Annotated in this window: 15 protein-coding genes; 8 read left to right on the top strand and 7 right to left on the bottom strand. The window is 68.3% G+C overall.

Annotation, left to right across the window (positions count from 1 at the left end):
* Positions 1-220: 220 nt before the first annotated feature.
* The 4 genes from NGM10_RS10645 to NGM10_RS10660 form a co-directional block, all read right to left on the bottom strand.
* Positions 221-1,339 (bottom strand): site-2 protease family protein, encoded by a 1,119-nt coding sequence (locus NGM10_RS10645; protein WP_253478426.1) that lies wholly within the window; start codon positions 1,337-1,339, stop codon positions 221-223.
* 129 nt (positions 1,340-1,468) lie between these two features.
* The gene (locus NGM10_RS10650; RefSeq protein WP_253478428.1) at positions 1,469-2,422 is read right to left on the bottom strand and encodes an AEC family transporter; all 954 of its coding nucleotides are present in this window, start codon (positions 2,420-2,422) and stop codon (positions 1,469-1,471) included.
* Between the two features lie 161 nt (positions 2,423-2,583).
* Entirely contained in the window at positions 2,584-2,835 is a 252-nt protein-coding gene (locus NGM10_RS10655) for a DUF7123 family protein (protein ID WP_253478430.1), read from the bottom strand.
* Positions 2,836-3,073: 238 nt separating this feature from the next.
* The gene (locus NGM10_RS10660; RefSeq protein ID WP_253478432.1) at positions 3,074-3,877 is read right to left on the bottom strand and encodes a molybdopterin synthase; all 804 of its coding nucleotides are present in this window, start codon (positions 3,875-3,877) and stop codon (positions 3,074-3,076) included.
* A 381-nt stretch (positions 3,878-4,258) separates the two neighbouring features.
* Here NGM10_RS10660 and pyrH point away from each other — a divergent pair, with 381 nt between their 5' ends.
* The 4 genes from pyrH to NGM10_RS10680 all read left to right on the top strand — a co-directional run bounded on the left by pyrH (position 4,259) and on the right by NGM10_RS10680 (position 9,107).
* Entirely contained in the window at positions 4,259-4,984 is a 726-nt protein-coding gene (gene pyrH / locus NGM10_RS10665) for a UMP kinase (RefSeq protein ID WP_253478434.1), read from the top strand.
* Entirely contained in the window at positions 4,981-6,768 is a 1,788-nt protein-coding gene (gene lysS, locus NGM10_RS10670; RefSeq protein WP_253478436.1) for a lysine--tRNA ligase, read from the top strand. Before pyrH ends, lysS begins: the two co-directional genes overlap by 4 nt.
* A gap of 111 nt (positions 6,769-6,879) precedes the next feature.
* Positions 6,880-7,209 (top strand): hypothetical protein, encoded by a 330-nt coding sequence (locus NGM10_RS10675; RefSeq protein WP_253478439.1) that lies wholly within the window; start codon positions 6,880-6,882, stop codon positions 7,207-7,209.
* Positions 7,210-7,298: 89 nt separating this feature from the next.
* Positions 7,299-9,107: a site-2 protease family protein gene (locus tag NGM10_RS10680; protein ID WP_253478442.1), complete on the top strand. Its 1,809-nt coding sequence runs from the start codon at positions 7,299-7,301 to the stop codon at positions 9,105-9,107.
* Positions 9,108-9,455: 348 nt separating this feature from the next.
* Here NGM10_RS10680 and NGM10_RS10685 read toward each other — a convergent pair whose 3' ends face one another.
* Positions 9,456-9,983 carry a helix-turn-helix transcriptional regulator gene (locus NGM10_RS10685; protein WP_253478445.1) on the bottom strand — a complete coding sequence of 176 codons (528 nt, stop codon included), beginning with the start codon at positions 9,981-9,983 and terminating at the stop codon, positions 9,456-9,458.
* Between the two features lie 184 nt (positions 9,984-10,167).
* Between NGM10_RS10685 and NGM10_RS10690 the strand changes: the two genes are divergently transcribed.
* The 4 genes from NGM10_RS10690 to NGM10_RS10705 all read left to right on the top strand — a co-directional run bounded on the left by NGM10_RS10690 (position 10,168) and on the right by NGM10_RS10705 (position 14,427).
* Entirely contained in the window at positions 10,168-11,697 is a 1,530-nt protein-coding gene (locus NGM10_RS10690) for a heme-binding protein (RefSeq protein ID WP_253478448.1), read from the top strand.
* A 313-nt stretch (positions 11,698-12,010) separates the two neighbouring features.
* On the top strand, positions 12,011-12,907 hold the full coding sequence (locus NGM10_RS10695; RefSeq protein WP_253478451.1) for an acyltransferase: 897 nt from the start codon (positions 12,011-12,013) through the stop codon (positions 12,905-12,907).
* A 58-nt stretch (positions 12,908-12,965) separates the two neighbouring features.
* Complete coding sequence (locus NGM10_RS10700; protein WP_253478454.1) at positions 12,966-14,069, top strand: PQQ-dependent sugar dehydrogenase; 1,104 nt, start codon at positions 12,966-12,968, stop codon at positions 14,067-14,069.
* 82 nt (positions 14,070-14,151) lie between these two features.
* Positions 14,152-14,427, top strand: coding sequence for a DUF7577 domain-containing protein (locus tag NGM10_RS10705; protein ID WP_253478457.1), 276 nt, complete (start codon positions 14,152-14,154; stop codon positions 14,425-14,427).
* A 123-nt stretch (positions 14,428-14,550) separates the two neighbouring features.
* Here NGM10_RS10705 and NGM10_RS10710 read toward each other — a convergent pair whose 3' ends face one another.
* Positions 14,551-15,321, bottom strand: a complete 771-nt coding sequence (locus tag NGM10_RS10710; protein WP_253478460.1) for a methyltransferase domain-containing protein — start codon at positions 15,319-15,321, stop codon at positions 14,551-14,553.
* Positions 15,322-15,334: 13 nt separating this feature from the next.
* Positions 15,335-15,940, bottom strand: coding sequence for an OsmC family protein (locus NGM10_RS10715; RefSeq protein ID WP_253478463.1), 606 nt, complete (start codon positions 15,938-15,940; stop codon positions 15,335-15,337).
* Positions 15,941-16,046 lie beyond the last annotated feature (106 nt).

Below are 16,046 nucleotides of genomic sequence, written 5' to 3' on the forward strand. Positions count from 1 at the left end.
CGCTCAGCGACATATCCTCCGCTCACTTCGTTCGCTCCGGATAGAGGTCGCTGAGGCGACTAAACTGCACGCGACCGGGCGGCCCCTTTCAGTCCCGCCCCGTTGGAACGGTTCGTCAGCCGATCCACGGCGGTTGATTCACCAGCCGATTTCCGGTAGAACTTCCCACCGAGCAATCTGAGACGGCCGTGAACCGGGTGACAGAACTCGGAGAAAGCGGTCACGCGATTATCTCGATGGGGACCGGCGTGAAACACAGCGCGCCGACCACGAACGTCAGGACGCCCACCAGCTTCCGCTTGGCGTCGAGTCCCTCGTCGTCGATGGGCCGCGCTGGACCGACGTAGGCGACCCACGTCGCCAGCAGGCCCCAGAACACCCACAGCACCGAGGCGTTGCTGACCTGCTCGACGTAGAAGACGTAGGCCGCGAGCGCGAACAGCGCGACCGGGACGAGCGCGGCGACCCGTTCCTGTTGCTCGCCGAGCATCGCGCGGACGATGTGGCCGCCGTCGAGCTGGCCGACCGGGATGAGGTTGAGGAAGGTGATGAACATCCCGACCCACCCACCGATGACGACCGGATTGATCGCCTTCGCGGGGTCGGCGTAGGTGGTGGGTTGGCCCACCGCCCACGCGATGAACTCCAGCAGGGGCGGGTAGCCGAACTCGACCTCGATGGTGTTGGCGCTGTCGAGGGTCGCCTGAGACACCTCGACCGGGTCCATCGCGAGTCCGATGGCGGTCACGACGACTGTCGCCACCAGTCCCGCAATCGGCCCGGCGACCCCGATGTCGAAGAGGGCTTCGCGGTCGGGCATCTGGCCCTTCATCCGGATGACCGCGCCCATCGTCCCGATGAGCGAGGGCATCGGGATGAAGTACGGCAGGGTCGCGTCGACGCCGTGGTACCGGGTCATCACGTAGTGGCCGAGTTCGTGGGTGGCCAGCACGCCCAGCACCGCGGCCGCGAAGGGCCACGCTTCGAGCATCGCGAGCGGGTCGGCGGCCACGTCGATGTGGTACCACGCGCTCCCGGCGTACAGCGTCGAGACCACCGTCAGGAGCAGGAGGACGACGTTCGTCCACGGAATTCCGTCGACGCCGGTCTCGGCGGGTTCGGCCACGAGGACGTACTCGCCGGTCTTGGTGGTCAACTGGACTTCGTAGCCGTGTTCGCGGAACAGCGGCCACACAGCCTCCATGAGCCGGTCCCGGGGTACCAGCGGCTCGCCGTAGTACACCAGTTGCTCGCCGTCGTGGCGGGTCTCGTACACCCGGAAGACCGAGCGGAGTCGCTCCAGCGCCGGACCGTCGACTGGCGGGTCGCTCGAACCCATTCGGCTGACAGTACGTCGTCGGCGTTGATAAACCCCCGGACGCGGGCGGGTCGTGCGTACTGGGGCGGTCCGGCGAGTGCGGGGCGACGGTCCGGCACCCGCGGGGCCGCTCGCGCGGCCCCGCGGGACTCACACGACCAGTTCCGCCTGCAACACCGCGATGAGGGTGGTGAGCGTGACCACGCTGGCGAGCGTGCTGGCGAAGATGGCGGTGCTGATGTACTCGGGCCCGGTCAGCCCCTCCGCGCCCTCGTCGTACTCGATGGAGAGGATGAGCGGCGTGACCGCCGCGGGCATCGCGCATTCGAGGACGAACACGCGCGCGACCGTGGGGTCCTCGGGGAGTCCGACCGCGAGCGCGACCCCGACCGCGACCACCGGCGCGACCACGAGCTTCAGCCCGTTCGAGACCGCGACCCGCGAGAGCGACGCGCCGTGGCGGGTGTTCGCGAGCTGGATGCCGAGGGTCAGCAGCATCACGGGGATGGCCGAATCGCCGACGAGCCGCAGGGTCTCCATCGCGGCGATGTCGGTCGGGGGCACGACCCCAAACCACCGGGCCAGCCCCGCCGCGAGGACGGCGTACACCAGCGGGAGCTTGAACACCTCCGTGACGGCCGCGCGCGTGGTGATCTCCTCGCCGCGGGAGGCGAGGTACACCCCGACGGTGTACATCAGCACCGACTGGACCGCGATGAACAGGACCGCGGTCGAGCGACCCACCGCGCCGAACGCGAACGCCGCCAGCGGGATGCCGTAGTTGCCCGCGTTCGGGAACGACGACGAGAGGACCAGCGACCCCAAGACGGGCTCGGTCTCGCCGAGCAGGCGGCCCACCCCCTCCGAGAGCGCCACCATGGCGAGCGTGAACCCGGCGACTCCGGCGACGAGCCTCGCCGCGAGCCCGCCCGACAGCGACGAGGTCGCGAGGCTGTAGAAGACGAGCGCCGGGGTGAGGACGTAGATTGTTATCGTCCCGAGCGCGTCCACGTCGACGTCCCGGACCCGTCCGAGGAGGAAGCCCACCGCGGCGACCGAGAGGACCGGCAGGATGGCCGTGGTCAGCGCCGAGACGAGTGACACGACCGGAACGTGTCGCGGGTGGACTACAAACCTGTCGAAGGCGGCGACCCGTTCGGGTCGCTCGCGGAGCGGTTCGAGAAGGGAAACGTCCGAAAGGGGACCAATCGGACGCGAAGCGCGCGATTCGGTTCGGGGCTCGATTCGGAGCGGGCGGGGACTTCTTACGCGGGCGAGACGCGCCAGGTGGTCGCGCTCGTGTACGACCACTTCTCGATCTCGAGGTCGGCGGCCGACTCTTTGAGCTTCACCATCAGCGCGCCGATCTCCTTGGCCGAGAGGCCGACCTCGTCTGCGATGAACTTGCTCTTGAAGTACATCTCCCCGTCGTCGGCCTTCCGGCGGAGGAACTGCTGGAGGCGCTGTTCCTTCGACTGCGGTTCGGGGGTTTCGGAGGGCTTCGTCGTTGCGCTCATGCTTCGTTCCCTCTTTGGAGACGGGGGGTGTTATAAAGGGGAGACGGTTAGTGTCGTTTTCCGAATATTCACCTTCTGGAGCCGACACGAAACCCGAAAATGGGGTAAAAGTAACGTTTTACGACGTTTTCTGCGGCGCTTAGATAGTTTAAAACCGGTCCTGTGGTTTTGTTCCGCCTCTGTCCGTGTTGGCTCCAACGTCTTGCGAGAAGCTGACACGGATTCGCCGATTCGGGGGTCAGGACCGCTCGTGGACCCAGAACTGCTCGTCGGTCGTGACCTCCTTCTTGAACAGGGGCACCTCGTCCTTGAGGCGATTGATGCCGTCCTCGACCGTTCGGAAGGCCTCCTCGCGGTGGCCCGCCAGCACCACCACGAAGACGATGTCCTCGCCGTACTCGACGACCCCGGTCCGGTGGTGCAGTAGCACCTCGAAGACGCCCTCGCGCTCCTCCAGTTCCGCGCGGATGGCGTCCATCCGCTCTTCGGCGACGCCATCGTACTTCTCGAATTCGAGGAATTGGGTCGGCTCGTCGTCGGGGTCCTCCTTCGCGCGCACCCGGCCGGTGAAGGTGGCGATGGCACCCGAGTAGGGCGCGTCCTCGGAGCGCTTGGTCTGGGCGACCAGCGATTCGAGGGTCTCGTGGGGTTCGGTGGCCGCCAGCTTCGTAGCGACCTCGGCGGGGTCGAGCGCGTCTGCGTCCTCGACTTCGAGCAAGGTCTCGCCCGCGGGGTCGGTCTCGGGGTCGCCGACGACGACCGCGGGGACAGCGGCGTCCGGATAGTTCGCGAGGAGCGCGTAGTCGTACTCGGGCGCGAGGTCGTCGAGGAGGTCCGGGAGGTCCCGGTCGCGCCCCGAGGCGGTCCAGCCCTGCTCGGAGAGTCGGTACGTCACGTCTGCCCCGGAGCCGTCGGCTTCGTCGGTGTCGGTCGAGTCGCGCTCGACGAGTGCGACCCGGCCGTCCGCGCCGAAGTGGTCGGCCAGTTCGTCGGCGACCGCTCGCGTCTCGCGTTCGGGTCCGACGACGCCCAGCACGTACATGGTCGATACGATGGTCGGGCTGCGCTTGTAGCCTTCGGTGGAAGGGTGTGAGTCGGTTCGGTCGAAGTCTCCGAGACGGCGCAGTGAAGCTAGCTACTCCCGGTACCTATGAGACCGCACCGCGACCGCGAGCCACACGCCTCCCCAACCGACTGCGTTTCTCGGCGACTCGTTTCACTCGTCGCCTGCGATACTCGTCCCTCGCGCGCCTTGGCGCGGCCTCAAACAGCGAGACCGCGCCAGCGCGCGCCGGGTGGACGGTTCGCGCGGCGACGGGGAGTGTGAAGTTCGCCCGGCGACGGTCCGTGTGAACGTGTCGGCAAGCGACCCTCCCCGAAGTTGGCAATCCTTAAGGCCGCGACCGGGCAATAGCGCGACAACATGAAAGTAGTCGTCTCCATCGGCGGGAGCGTCCTCGCCCCGGACCTCGGCTCCGAACGAGTGCGCGACCACGCCGAGGTCATCGAGGACCTCGACGCCGAGGGCTGTACGGTCGGAACGGTCGTGGGCGGCGGGGGAGTCGCCCGGGAGTACATCGGCACGGCGCGCGAACTGGGCGCGAACGAGATCGAACTCGACGACATCGGCATCGACGTGACCCGGCTGAACGCCCGCCTGCTCATCGCCGCGCTCGGCGAGGGGGCCGCCCCGAGCCCGCCCGAGGACTACGAGTCGGCGGGCGCGGCGATGCACCGGGGAGACATCGCGGTCATGGGCGGCGTGACGCCCGGCCAGACCACCGACGCCGTGAGCGCGGCGCTGGCGGAGTACACCAACGCCGACCTGCTGGTCTACGCCACCAGCGTCCCCGGCGTGTTCAGCGACGACCCCAACGAGACCGACGACGCCCGGAAGTACGACGAGATCACCGCGAGCGAACTCGTCGACGTCATCGCGGGCATCGAGATGAACGCGGGGAGCTCCGCGCCCGTCGACCTGCTCGCCGCGAAGCTCATCGAGCGGTCGGGCGTGCGCACCATCGTCCTCGACGGCACCGAGCCCGAGCGCATCGCCGACGCGGTCCGGTTCGGCGAGCACGATGGCACCGACATCATCCCCGAGGGCACCGACGACCAGATGACCTACTGGGCGACCGACGAGCGATGACCGACGCCCCCGAACTCCACCCCGACGACGACCCGTACGTCCTTCAGGGACCCCAGCCCCACCCGTTCTGGGCCGAGTCGGTCGCCGAGAGGATTCTGGACCGCGACCCCGACGACCCCATCGTCATCAAGGGCGGCATCTCGCCCTCCGGGGTCCCGCACCTCGGCAACATGAACGAGATCGTCCGGGGCTACTTCGTCGCCGAGGCCCTGCGCGACCGGGGCCGGGAGGTCCGGCAGGTGTTCACCGCCGACGACCGCGACCCCCTCCGAAAGCTCCCCCGGAAGCTGGCCGACCTCGACGGTAACGTCGTCGATTTGGGCGAGGTGAACGCCGGAGCCTTGGGCCGGAACCTCGGCAAGCCCTACACCGCGATTCCCGACCCCTTCGGATGCTGTGACTCGTACGGCGAGCACTTCTCGAACCTCATCGAGCGCAGCGCCGAGCTTCTGGGCATCCCGGTCGAGATGATCTCGAACACCGACCTCTACGAGTCGGGCGAACTGGAAGACGTTACTCACTACCTGCTCGAAAACCGCGAGACCGCCCGCGAGGTCCTCGCCGAATATCAGGACAAGGTCGACGAGGAGTACGTCCCCTTCAACCCCGTCTGCGAGGAGTGCGGTAAGATAACCGAGACCGTGACCGCGGTGAACCTCGGCGAGACCCCCGCGGAGACCACCGTCGAGTACGTCTGCACCGACATGGAGGCGGGCGACCGGACCATCGAGGGGTGCGGTCACGAGGGCAGCGCGACCCTCCGAGAGGGCAAGCTCCCGTGGCGCTTCGAGTGGCCCGCCCAGTGGCGCGTGCTCGGCGTCGACCACGAACCCTTCGGCAAGGACCACGCCGAGGGGTCCTGGCCCAGCGGGAGCGACGTGGCCCGGAACGTGCTGGGCGACACGCCCCCGGTGCCGATGGCCTACGAGTGGTTCACCCTCGACGGCGAACCGTTCTCGTCGTCGTCGGGCCACGTCATCATGGTTCAGGACACACTGGAGATGCTCGAACCCGAGGTCGTCCGGTACTTCTTCACCAAGGACCCGAGCAAGGCCCGGGACTTCGACGTCTCGCACCTCGACCAGCTCGTCGACGAGTTCGACGGCTTCGAGCGCGTCTACTTCGGCGAACGCGAGGCCGACGAGACCGAGGCCGAAATCGCCGACGCCGCGTACCCGCCGGTCGTCCGGCCGACGGTGGCCGCGCGGTTCGACGAGGACGGCGACCCCGTCTCGGGGCCCGACCGCGAGAGCGTCGCCGTCACCGACGACATCCGGCGGGCGCAGGCGAACGAACTGGCGGACGGCCGGTTCGCCGACCGCATCCGGCTCCCCTACACCTTCGCGGCGGTACTGGGGATGACCGACGACCCCGACCTCCGCGAGGACATCGCGCGCAGGGAGGGCCACGTCGCAGAGGCCGACCCAGAGTGGGCGGTCGCGTACGCGCTCGACCGCGTCGAGCGCGCACAGGAGTGGGCGCGCAGGACCGACAACGCCTACAACTACGACTTGAAGCGGACCGAGATGCCCGACGTGGACCTCGACGCCGACACCGAGGCCGCGCTCGACGAGCTCGCCGACTTCGTGGCCGAGGGCCGCGGCCCCGAGGAGATTCAGGGCGAGATATACGAGACCGCAAAGCGCCACGACATCGCTATCGGGGAGTTCTTCTCGGTGGGCTATCGGCTCTTTTTCGACGACGACGAGGGCCCGAAGCTCGGACCCTTCCTCGCCAGCCTCGACCGCGAGTTCGTCCTCGCGCGGCTCCGGCGCGAGGGGTAATCGCTCACTACCTCGCGGAAACGACAGCATAACAAAGTATCTGACTCCCGTTAATCGGGGTGTGAAGTCGACCGACGAGCCGTCGTCGGCCCGACCGAACGGAGCGTTACTATGGCCCTCATAGAACTCAACCTCGAGAAACCCGCGCTAAAGCGGGTCGAATCGGTTCCAGACGAATCGTCCGCCGAGACCGGCGAGATGACCGCCGATATCGGCACCGAGAAGACCACCGGTGAGAGCGAGACGACCGAGACGACCGAAGAGACCGGCGACGAGTCCGACGAACAGCAGTCGGGCGGCGGCCGCGTCCGACGGTACGGTCGCCGGATGGCGATACTCGGCGGCACCGCGGCGGGCGTCGCCGCCGCGCGAAAGCTCCGCCAGCGCCGCAAGGGGTCCGAACAGCAGGAACTCGAAGAGGACTGGCAGACCGCCGAGTAGCCGCCCGGATTCTCGCCGTCTTCCTTTTCGCCCTTCTTTCGCGGCGCGTTCCCAAACGCATTTGACCGCCGCGTCCCTTCTTTCGCGCGATGAACGGTACGCTCGTGTGGGTACTCGTCGGGCTCGCGCTGTACTGGTTCGCGATGCTCGCGCTCGGTTCGCGAGGCCTGTTGCCCTCCTACATCGGGACGCAGGGTCCGATCACTACCATCCACACCACACGCGGACGGGAGTTCCTCGACTGGCTCGCGACCCCCAAGCGGTTCTGGCGCGCGTGGGGCAACTTCGGGCTCGGAATCGCGCTGGTCGTGATGTTCGGCACGTTCCTCCTGCTGGTGGTACAGGCGGTCCTCGTCGTCCAGAACCCGCCCGCCGCGTCCCCGGCGAACCAGCCGCGGAACGTCCTCGTGATTCCGGGGGTCAACGACTTCCTCCCGCTGTCGGTCGCGCCAGAGATACTGTTCGGCCTGCTCGTCGGTCTCGTGGTCCACGAGGGCGGCCACGGCCTGATGTGCCGGGTCGAGGACATCGACATCCGCTCGATGGGGCTCGCGACGCTGGCGGTCCTCCCCATCGGCGCGTTCGTCGAACCCGACGAGGAGAGCCGTCGAAACGCCGACCGCGGGGGCCAGAGCCGGATGTTCGCGGCAGGGGTCACCAACAACTTCGCGGTGACCCTGCTCGCGTTCGTCCTGCTGTTCGGCCCGGTCGTCGGCTCCATCAGCGTCGCGTCGGGCGCAGCGGTCGGGGCCGTGTTGCCCGGGTCGGCCGCCGCGTCGGCCGACCTCGGCGCTGGCGACCGAATCGTCGCCGTCGACGGCGCGACCGTCGAGACCAACGACGACCTCCGGGAGGCCCTCTCGGCGAGCGACGAGCGGAGCGTGGAGGTGACGCTCGCGAACGGCGACACCCGCAACCTCGAACGGTCGTTGCTGGTCAGCGACTTCCACCCCGACTCGCCGTTCGAATCGGCGCTCTCGGTCGACCCCGAGAACCCGACCACCGTCACGTCGGTCAACGGGACCGCGGTCCACACCGAGGACGGCTTCGAGCAGGCGGTCGCCGACCGCACGGTCGCCACGCTCGAAACCGAGTCGGGCGAGACGGTCACCGGACCCATCGGTGCGCTGGCAACCGTACAGGAGGGCGGCCCGGGCGACGACGCCGGGATGCCCGCCGACGACGCGGTCGTCATCACGGCCATCGACGGCGAGCGGACGGCCGACACCGCCGCCCTGACCGCCGCGCTCGACGAGTACGAACCGGGCGAGACCGTGACGGTCGAGGCCTACGTCGACGGCGCTCGCGAGGAGTACTCGGTCGAACTCGGGACCGGGAACGACGGCGAGGCCATCGTCGGCATCCTGCCGATTCAGGGCACCAGCGGCGTGACGTTCAGTAGCGTCGGGGTCGACCTCTACCCCGCGGGCCAGTACCTCGGCCTGCTCGGCGGCGAGTTCGGCAACGTCATCCCCGGAGCCGTCTCCGGACCCATCGCGTCGTTCCTCTCGGGCGTGCTCGGGGTCCTCCTGCTCCCGTTCGCGAGCGTCACGCTGGGCACCGGGCACAACTTCGCCGGGTTCGTGGCGTGGAACAGCGGCTTCTTCGTCGCCGAGGGCGGCCCGCTGTCGTTCCTCGGGACCGGGGCGCTGTTCCTGCTCGCGAACCTCCTGTTCTGGACCGGGTGGATAAACCTCAACCTCGGCTTCTTCAACTGCATCCCGGCGTTCCCGCTCGACGGGGGCCACATCCTCCGGATGGGGACCGAGGCGGTCGTCTCGCGGCTCCCGACGAGTCAGGGGCGGCAGGTGACCACGATGGTCACGACCACCGTCGGACTCGTGATGCTGGTCAGCCTGCTGTTGATGGTGTTCGGCCCGCAGTTGCTGGCCGGGTAGGCCGCGTTCCCGGCGCTCCCAACGCTCGTTTCGCCGCTCATTCTCGTATCGTAGTCTCATCACTCGGGCCATCGCTTTACACGAGGCGTCATCACTCACACGAGGCGTCACCAGCCACCGGCGCGCGCGAGCAACGCGCGCGAGGGAGACGGCCGCGCGGAACCGCGCGGCCGTCGAGGTTGGGGAGGGGTGAGGCCTGCGGTCGCGGTGCGGTTCTCACTGGTGACGGCAGTAGCTAGAGACGCGCCATCCGTGACTCCCGGGAGAGGCGACTCGGCACCCGCAATCTCAGCCCGAACCGCCCCGCCAGCACGACGCTCGACGGCAATCGCTCTCGACCGAAACCCGCTATTCGCCCTCGCCGTCGTCCAGTCCCATCCGCTCGTAGAACTCCTCGGGCGTGTCGGGAATCCGCTCGAACTCCTCGAAGTCGCGCTCGTGGTGGCGGATGAGCTGTTCGAGCATCCACGCGCTGAACTCCTCGTCGAACTGCCACTCCCCGGGTCGGCGCTCGACCTCGAAGCGGTCGTCGGTGGCGAACGCGACGAAGACGTGGTAGAATCCCAGAATCACGTCGGCGAACTCCCGGCCCTTCCCGCCGGTCTCCTCGCGCTTGTCTTCGAGTTCCTCGCGGCCCGCGTCGGTGAGCTCGAAGTACTTGCGGTCGGGTTCGTCGGCGCGCTCGATGCGCTCGGCCCATCCCTTCTCCTCGAACTTGTAGAGGATGGGGTAGACCGACCCGTAGGAGGGCTCCCAGTGGCCGCCGCTGATGGACTTGATCTCCTTGAGTATCTCGTATCCGTACCGCGGTCTCTCGTCGAGGAGTTCGAGCACGAGGTACGAGATGAGGCCTTTCGGCGGGCCGCTTTTCCGCATTGCTGAAACGTTCCGACCCGGTTTTTGAAAGGCTTTCGGTCGGGGAAACCGCCGCCTGCGCCTGTGACGCCCGGCGCGAGTGCCGACACCGCCGTCTACCGCCCCACTCGGCGAGGAGTTCGCCGAGGTGCGCGACCGCGACCGACTCAAAAACCTATTACCGCCGCGGGCCCGAGTTCCGTGCATGACGAGAGAACCCCCGGCGACCAACGAGGGCTGGTACGCGCTGCACGATTTCCGGACCGTGGATTGGGACGCGTGGCGGGCCGCGCCCGAGCGCGACCGCGAGGCCGCGCTCGCGGAGGGCGTCTCGTTCCTGCGCGACCGCGTGGACGTGACCGACGCCGAGGAGGGCTCCTCGGCGGTCTTCTCGATGCTGGGCCACGAGGCCGACCTGCTCGTGGTTCACTTCCGGCCGACGATGGCCGACCTCGACACCGCCGAGCGCGCGTTCGAGGACACCGCGTTCGCCGAGTACACCGAGCGCTCGGACTCGTACGTCTCGGTGACCGAGGTCGGCGGGTACACCAACGAGGAGATGACGAACGACCCCGAGGACATCGAGGACACCGGCCTCGCGCGCTACGCCGAGAGCAAGCTCTACCCCCAGATTCCCGACAGCGAGTTCGTCTGCTTCTACCCGATGGACAAGCGCCGCGCGGCGGGCGAGAACTGGTACGACCTGCCGTTCGACGAGCGCGCAGAGATGATGGACACCCACGGCGAGATCGGCAAGACCTACGCGGGGAAGGTCACGCAGGTCATCACCGGCTCCATCGGCTTCGACGACTACGAGTGGGGCGTCGACCTGTTCAGCAACGACCCGGTCCACATCAAGGACCTGCTGTACGAACTCCGGTTCGACGAGAGCAGTTCGAAGTACGCCGAGTTCGGCCCGTTCTACTTCGGCCGCCAGTTCCCGCCCGAGGACCTCCCCGCGTTCATGGCGGGCGAGGCGGTCCCCGCCGAGGGCGGGGACGCCTCGCCCGAGGGCGGCCATCCCCACGGTGAGAGCGACGGCCATCCCCACGGCGAGGGCGACGGACACCCCCACGGCGAGAGCGACGGCCATCCCCACGGCGACGCCGAGAGCCACCACGGGCACGGCGACGAGTCGGGCGGAGACGACTCGGGGTCCATCCGGGGCGAACTCCAGGACCTCGACATCTACGCGGGCAAGCCCCACGGCGAGGACGTGTACGCGATGGTGCTCTACTCGGAGGCCGACCCCGACGACCTGTTCGAGGAGGTCGACGGCCTGCGCAAGAACTTCGACCACTACGACACCCACGTCAAGACCGCGGTCTACGAGAATCCCCACGGCGGCCGCTCGGCGGTCGTGAGCATCTGGGAGACCCAGAGCGCCGCAGACACCGCGGGCGGGTTCCTCGCCGACCTGCCGGGCATCGTGGGCCGAGCGGGCGAAGAGAGCGGCTTCGGCACGATGGGGATGTTCTACACCGTCAAGCCCGACCACCGCGAGGACTTCGTCGAGAAGTTCGAGACGGTCGGCGGCGTGCTCGAAGACACCGAGGGCCACCTCGAAACCGACCTGCTGGCCAACCGTGAGGACGAAAACGACATGTTCATCGCCAGCCAGTGGGAGTCCCGCGAGGACGCGATGGGCTTCTTCCGGAGCGACGCCTTCTCGGACACCGTCGAGTGGGGCCGGGACGTGCTGGCCGACCGGCCGCGCCACGTCTTCCTGGCCTGAGAGCGGGGCCCAACTCCGCTCTCGGGCCGACCGGGCTGCACCCTCGACCCGAGTCCTCGCCACACCCTCGACCCGAGCCCTCGCCACACCCTCGACCCGAGCCCTCGCCACACCCTCGACCCCACCGCTCTCGCCGCGCGCTCGCGCCGCGAGCGCGCGGCGAAAGTGAAATAATCGACGACTGTCCCGACGCTTGCTCGCGGTTTCCGGACGAAACGAAGGGGTTCGGCCGGTATCGACCCGTACCGCCGCAACCAAAACCCCCATCAAGACTCGATGACAACTATCGGGTAGTAGATTCGGAGGACCCCACATGACAAAACGACACGTACGCCTCCCCGACGAGATGGAGGACTCCCTCGAAGCGTTCATCGCCGAGGTAGACGACCGACTCGCTGGCGAAGAGGACATCTGCGGCGTGGTCGAGGAGGTGCTGGTGGACCTCCACGGCGACCGGGACGCCTACGACCGCTGGACCGACGGCGAGCGCGTCTCGCCCGCCGAGGAGGTCCGACTGCGGAGCTACGACCCCTGCAACGCCACGCTGGAGAGCGAGTACTACGCCGAGAAGGACGAAGAGCGGTTCCGGCGCTCGAAGCACCTCCAGTGGCTCTGGCGGCAGTTCGACGCCACCCCGATGGCCGACAACGTCGAGTTCGCGCTCCGGTTCCGCGCGATGCTCGCCGACCACCTGTTCGCCGAGTGCGGCGACGACTGCCGGTTCTTCAAGGGCATCACGTTCACCTACGGCCACAACATCTCGGTCGGGGACAACGTCGTGGTCCACGACGACGTGCATCTGGACGACCGCGGCGAGCTGACCGTCGGCGACCGGGTCTCCATCTCCGACGACGCTCACGTCTACACCCACGACCACGACGTGGTCGACCAGACCGAGGTCACGAACTACCGCACCGTCATCGAGGACGACGCGCGCATCACCTACGATTCGATGATTCGCGCGGGCGTGAGGGTCGGCGAGAACGCCATCGTCGGCGCGAAGTCGGTGGTCCAGCGCGACGTGCCCGCCCACCACATCGCGGTCGGCCAGCCCGCAAAGAGCGTCAAGGTCAAGCCCGGCTGGGAGGACGTCGCCGCGCCCCTCGACGCCGAGGGCGGCGACAAGGAGGACAGACGGATCGAGTATGAGCTCCCCGAGGACCTCGAGGTCTTCGACGAGTTCCAGCGCGACCTGAACCCGCCGAACTGACTCGGCTCGCGGGGTCCGACCATCGGACTTTTCTCTCGGCGCGTCGTCCGTCGGGTCCATGCAGCGGCGCGCGTATCTGGGGGCGCTGGCCGCGGGGATGGCCGGGTTCGCGGGATGCAACGGGAGCGCGGGGGGACGGTCGGCGACCACCGGGGGGACCGAACCCGCGGCGGTCCGGTTCCGGACCGAGACCGTGACGATGGACCTCGAAATCCCGTGGGGGGCCGCCTTCGACCCCGACGGGGTCCTCCACCTCACGGAACGACCCGGCCGCGTCCGGCGGGTCGACCCCGACGACGGGTCCCGGGCGGAGGTCGCCGACTTCTCGGACGCCATCGCCCACCGCGGCGAGGGCGGCCTGCTCGGGCTCGCCTTCCACCCCGACGACCCGAGCCTCGCGTACACCTACGGGACGTACGAGACCGACCACGGACTCGAAAACCGGGTGGTCCGCCACGACGCGGGCGACGACTTCGCGGTCGAGACGGTCGTCCTCGACGGGATTCCGGCCGGAACCGTCCACGACGGCGGTCGAATCGCGTTCGGTCCCGAGGGGGCGCTCTACGTCGCGACCGGCGACGCGGGCGAGGGCCGACGCGCACAGGACCCCGACTCGCTCGCGGGGAAGGTGCTCCGGGTGACCCCCGACGGCGACCCCCACCCCGACAACCCCGAGGGCGGCGACCCCCGGGTGTTCACCACGGGCCACCGGAACCCTCAGGGGCTGGCGTGGCGCGACGGGACCCTCTTTTCGACCGAACACGGCCCGGACACCGACGACGAGGTGAACGTCCTCCGGGCCGGGAACGACTACGGCTGGCCGGAGGTGACGGGACCGAGCGACCGCGAGGCGTTCACCGACCCCGTCGCGTCGTACACGCCGACCGTCGCGCCCGCCAGCGCCGCCTTCTACGACGGTCCCATCGACGAGTGGCGCGGAGACCTCTTCTTCGGGACGCTCGCGGGTCGACACCTCCACCGCGCCCGCATCGACGGCGAGTCGGTAGTCGAGGACCAGCGCCTCCTCGACGACGAGTACGGTCGGCTTCGGACCGCCCTCGTCGGGCCGGACGACCACCTCTACGTCACGACCAGCAACCGGGACGGCAGGGGGATGCCAGCGCCCCAAGACGACCGCGTGCTCCGGGTCCTGCCCGCGTGACCCGACCGACGGCGACGCCGTCGGTCGGACGCGTTCGAGCCCCGACCGAAAAGCAAAGTACCATGATACCGTATACCATGATATGGACGTGTGGGGATGGATCGTCCTCTACGTCGTGTTGTTCTCCCTCCTTCAGCTGTTCATCTACCGGTACCTCCAGCGCGACGACGACAGCGCCACGCTGTTCCGCTCGACCCCGCCGAACGGCGACCCCGCGGCTGTCGAGGAGATTCGCGAGTTCGACGACCGGCCCCGGAACACGGACCCCTCGGTCGTGGTCTGCCCGCGCTGTGGCACCGAGAACGAGACGGGGTTCACCTACTGTCGCAACTGCGTGAGTCCGATGACCGCTCGGTGAGTTCCTCCGGACCCCTCCCCGCCTCGCGTCCGGCATTCCGCCCTGCGTCCGGCATTCCTCCCTGCGTCCGGGACCTCTCCTCGTCGGTCCGGGCGCTTCGCTCGCGCCCGCTCGGATTTCGTGCTACCGTTTCCGGGCGCTCAGCGAGACGCTCTTCACGCCGTATTTCCGGCACGCGTTCGTTGCGCGCCCCGAGACGAACTCGTACTGGGGGTTCTCCCGGACCTGCCTCAGTTCGAACCCGGCGGCTTCGACGAGCGACGTGTAGCTATCGATTTGAGCGGCCCCACCGATACAGGCCGCCCAGAGGTCCGCATCGTTCTTGATGGTGTCGGGCATCCGTTGCTCGCTGATGATGTCGGCGACCGCCACCCGCCCGCCGGGTCCGAGCACTCGATTCGCCTCCTCGAAGACCCGGCCCTTCTCGGCCGAGAGGTTGATAACGCCGTTCGATAGCACCGCGTCGAACGTCCCGTCCTCGAACGGGAGGTCCTCGACGTACCCGCGGCGGAACTCGACGTTGTGAAAGCCGTTGTCGGCCGCGAGGATGCGGGCTTTCTCGACCTGTTCGTCGGTCATATCGATACCCGTCACCGTGCCGGTCTCGGTGACGTGGACCCCCGCGACGAAGGCGTCCATTCCCGACCCGCTACCGAGGTCGAGCACCGCCTCGCCCGGTTCGAGTTCGGCCAGGTCGAAGTGATAGCCGACACCCGCGAACGAGTCGACCGCCGCGTCGGGAACGTAGTCGAGGTCGTCGGGGTCGTAGCCCAGGCGGTCGGCGAGGTCCCGACCCGTCTCGAAGTGGAACTCCGCGTCGGCCGACTCCGCGACGTCCCGGTACATCGACTTGACCTCGCGTTCGAGCTTGTCCGTGTCGAGTGATTCGCTCATCGGTGGTCACCGGTCAGTCGTCGCCCGCCACCTCGGCGGGCGTCTCGATGGTCATCTCGACGTCTTGGGCGAGCGAGACGAACGTGTAGACGGGTGCCCGCCGCGCCCACTCGTCGATCAGGTCCCGGTCGAGGTCCTCGCCGTCGATCTCGACCTCGGCGGTGAGGTTCTCGAAGACCGAGTCGGCCTCCTTGAGTTCCGCGAGGCCGAAGAGGACTGCCGGGTCGAAATCGGTCCGGACCCGCGTCCGGAGGTGGTCGAGGTCCACGCCGTTGGCGGCGGCGTTGATGGTGATGCCGACGTTGATGCAGGCCGCCAGCGCCGACAGCGCGGCCTCGACCGGTTCGAGTCGGTCGGTTCCGCCGACCCATCCACCGGCGTCCAGTACCTCCTTCCAGGCACCGTACGGGATGGTGTACTCGCGGGTGTCGCGGCTGATGGTGTCGCCGCCGAGTTCGTAGCTGTCGACCTTCGCCAGGCTGTGGGCGGCCGTCCCCTCGTAGGTCGCCGACGCTCCCAGCCCGAGCCGAACTGCTTCGGGATTCTCCGCGGCGTGTTCGGCGAACCCTTCGAGCGTTCCGAGGTCGATACCGTGCGATAGCCGTCGTTGTTCTGTCATGGCGTCGTCTCCTGTGCCGACCGGGGAACCGTTCGTCCCCCCGTTCGGCGAGTACCAGTACGAATCCGAAGATAGTGTAGCTATTTCGTGGAAACCCGGCAGTCTC

It is taken from the genome of Halorussus salilacus, assembly GCF_024138125.1.
Taxonomy (GTDB): Archaea; Halobacteriota; Halobacteria; order Halobacteriales; family Haladaptataceae; genus Halorussus; species Halorussus salilacus.

Coding starts and splice junctions, on each gene's coding strand:
- NGM10_RS10645 (WP_253478426.1), bottom strand. CDS start 1,339: ATGGGTTCGAGCGACCCGCCAGTCGACGGTCCGGCGCTGGAGCGACTC.
- NGM10_RS10655 (WP_253478430.1), bottom strand. CDS start 2,835: ATGAGCGCAACGACGAAGCCCTCCGAAACCCCCGAACCGCAGTCGAAG.
- NGM10_RS10660 (WP_253478432.1), bottom strand. CDS start 3,877: ATGTACGTGCTGGGCGTCGTCGGACCCGAACGCGAGACGCGAGCGGTC.
- pyrH (WP_253478434.1), top strand. CDS start 4,259: ATGAAAGTAGTCGTCTCCATCGGCGGGAGCGTCCTCGCCCCGGACCTC.
- lysS (WP_253478436.1), top strand. CDS start 4,981: ATGACCGACGCCCCCGAACTCCACCCCGACGACGACCCGTACGTCCTT.
- NGM10_RS10675 (WP_253478439.1), top strand. CDS start 6,880: ATGGCCCTCATAGAACTCAACCTCGAGAAACCCGCGCTAAAGCGGGTC.
- NGM10_RS10680 (WP_253478442.1), top strand. CDS start 7,299: ATGAACGGTACGCTCGTGTGGGTACTCGTCGGGCTCGCGCTGTACTGG.
- NGM10_RS10685 (WP_253478445.1), bottom strand. CDS start 9,983: ATGCGGAAAAGCGGCCCGCCGAAAGGCCTCATCTCGTACCTCGTGCTC.
- NGM10_RS10690 (WP_253478448.1), top strand. CDS start 10,168: ATGACGAGAGAACCCCCGGCGACCAACGAGGGCTGGTACGCGCTGCAC.
- NGM10_RS10695 (WP_253478451.1), top strand. CDS start 12,011: ATGACAAAACGACACGTACGCCTCCCCGACGAGATGGAGGACTCCCTC.
- NGM10_RS10700 (WP_253478454.1), top strand. CDS start 12,966: ATGCAGCGGCGCGCGTATCTGGGGGCGCTGGCCGCGGGGATGGCCGGG.
- NGM10_RS10705 (WP_253478457.1), top strand. CDS start 14,152: ATGGACGTGTGGGGATGGATCGTCCTCTACGTCGTGTTGTTCTCCCTC.
- NGM10_RS10710 (WP_253478460.1), bottom strand. CDS start 15,321: ATGAGCGAATCACTCGACACGGACAAGCTCGAACGCGAGGTCAAGTCG.
- NGM10_RS10715 (WP_253478463.1), bottom strand. CDS start 15,940: ATGACAGAACAACGACGGCTATCGCACGGTATCGACCTCGGAACGCTC.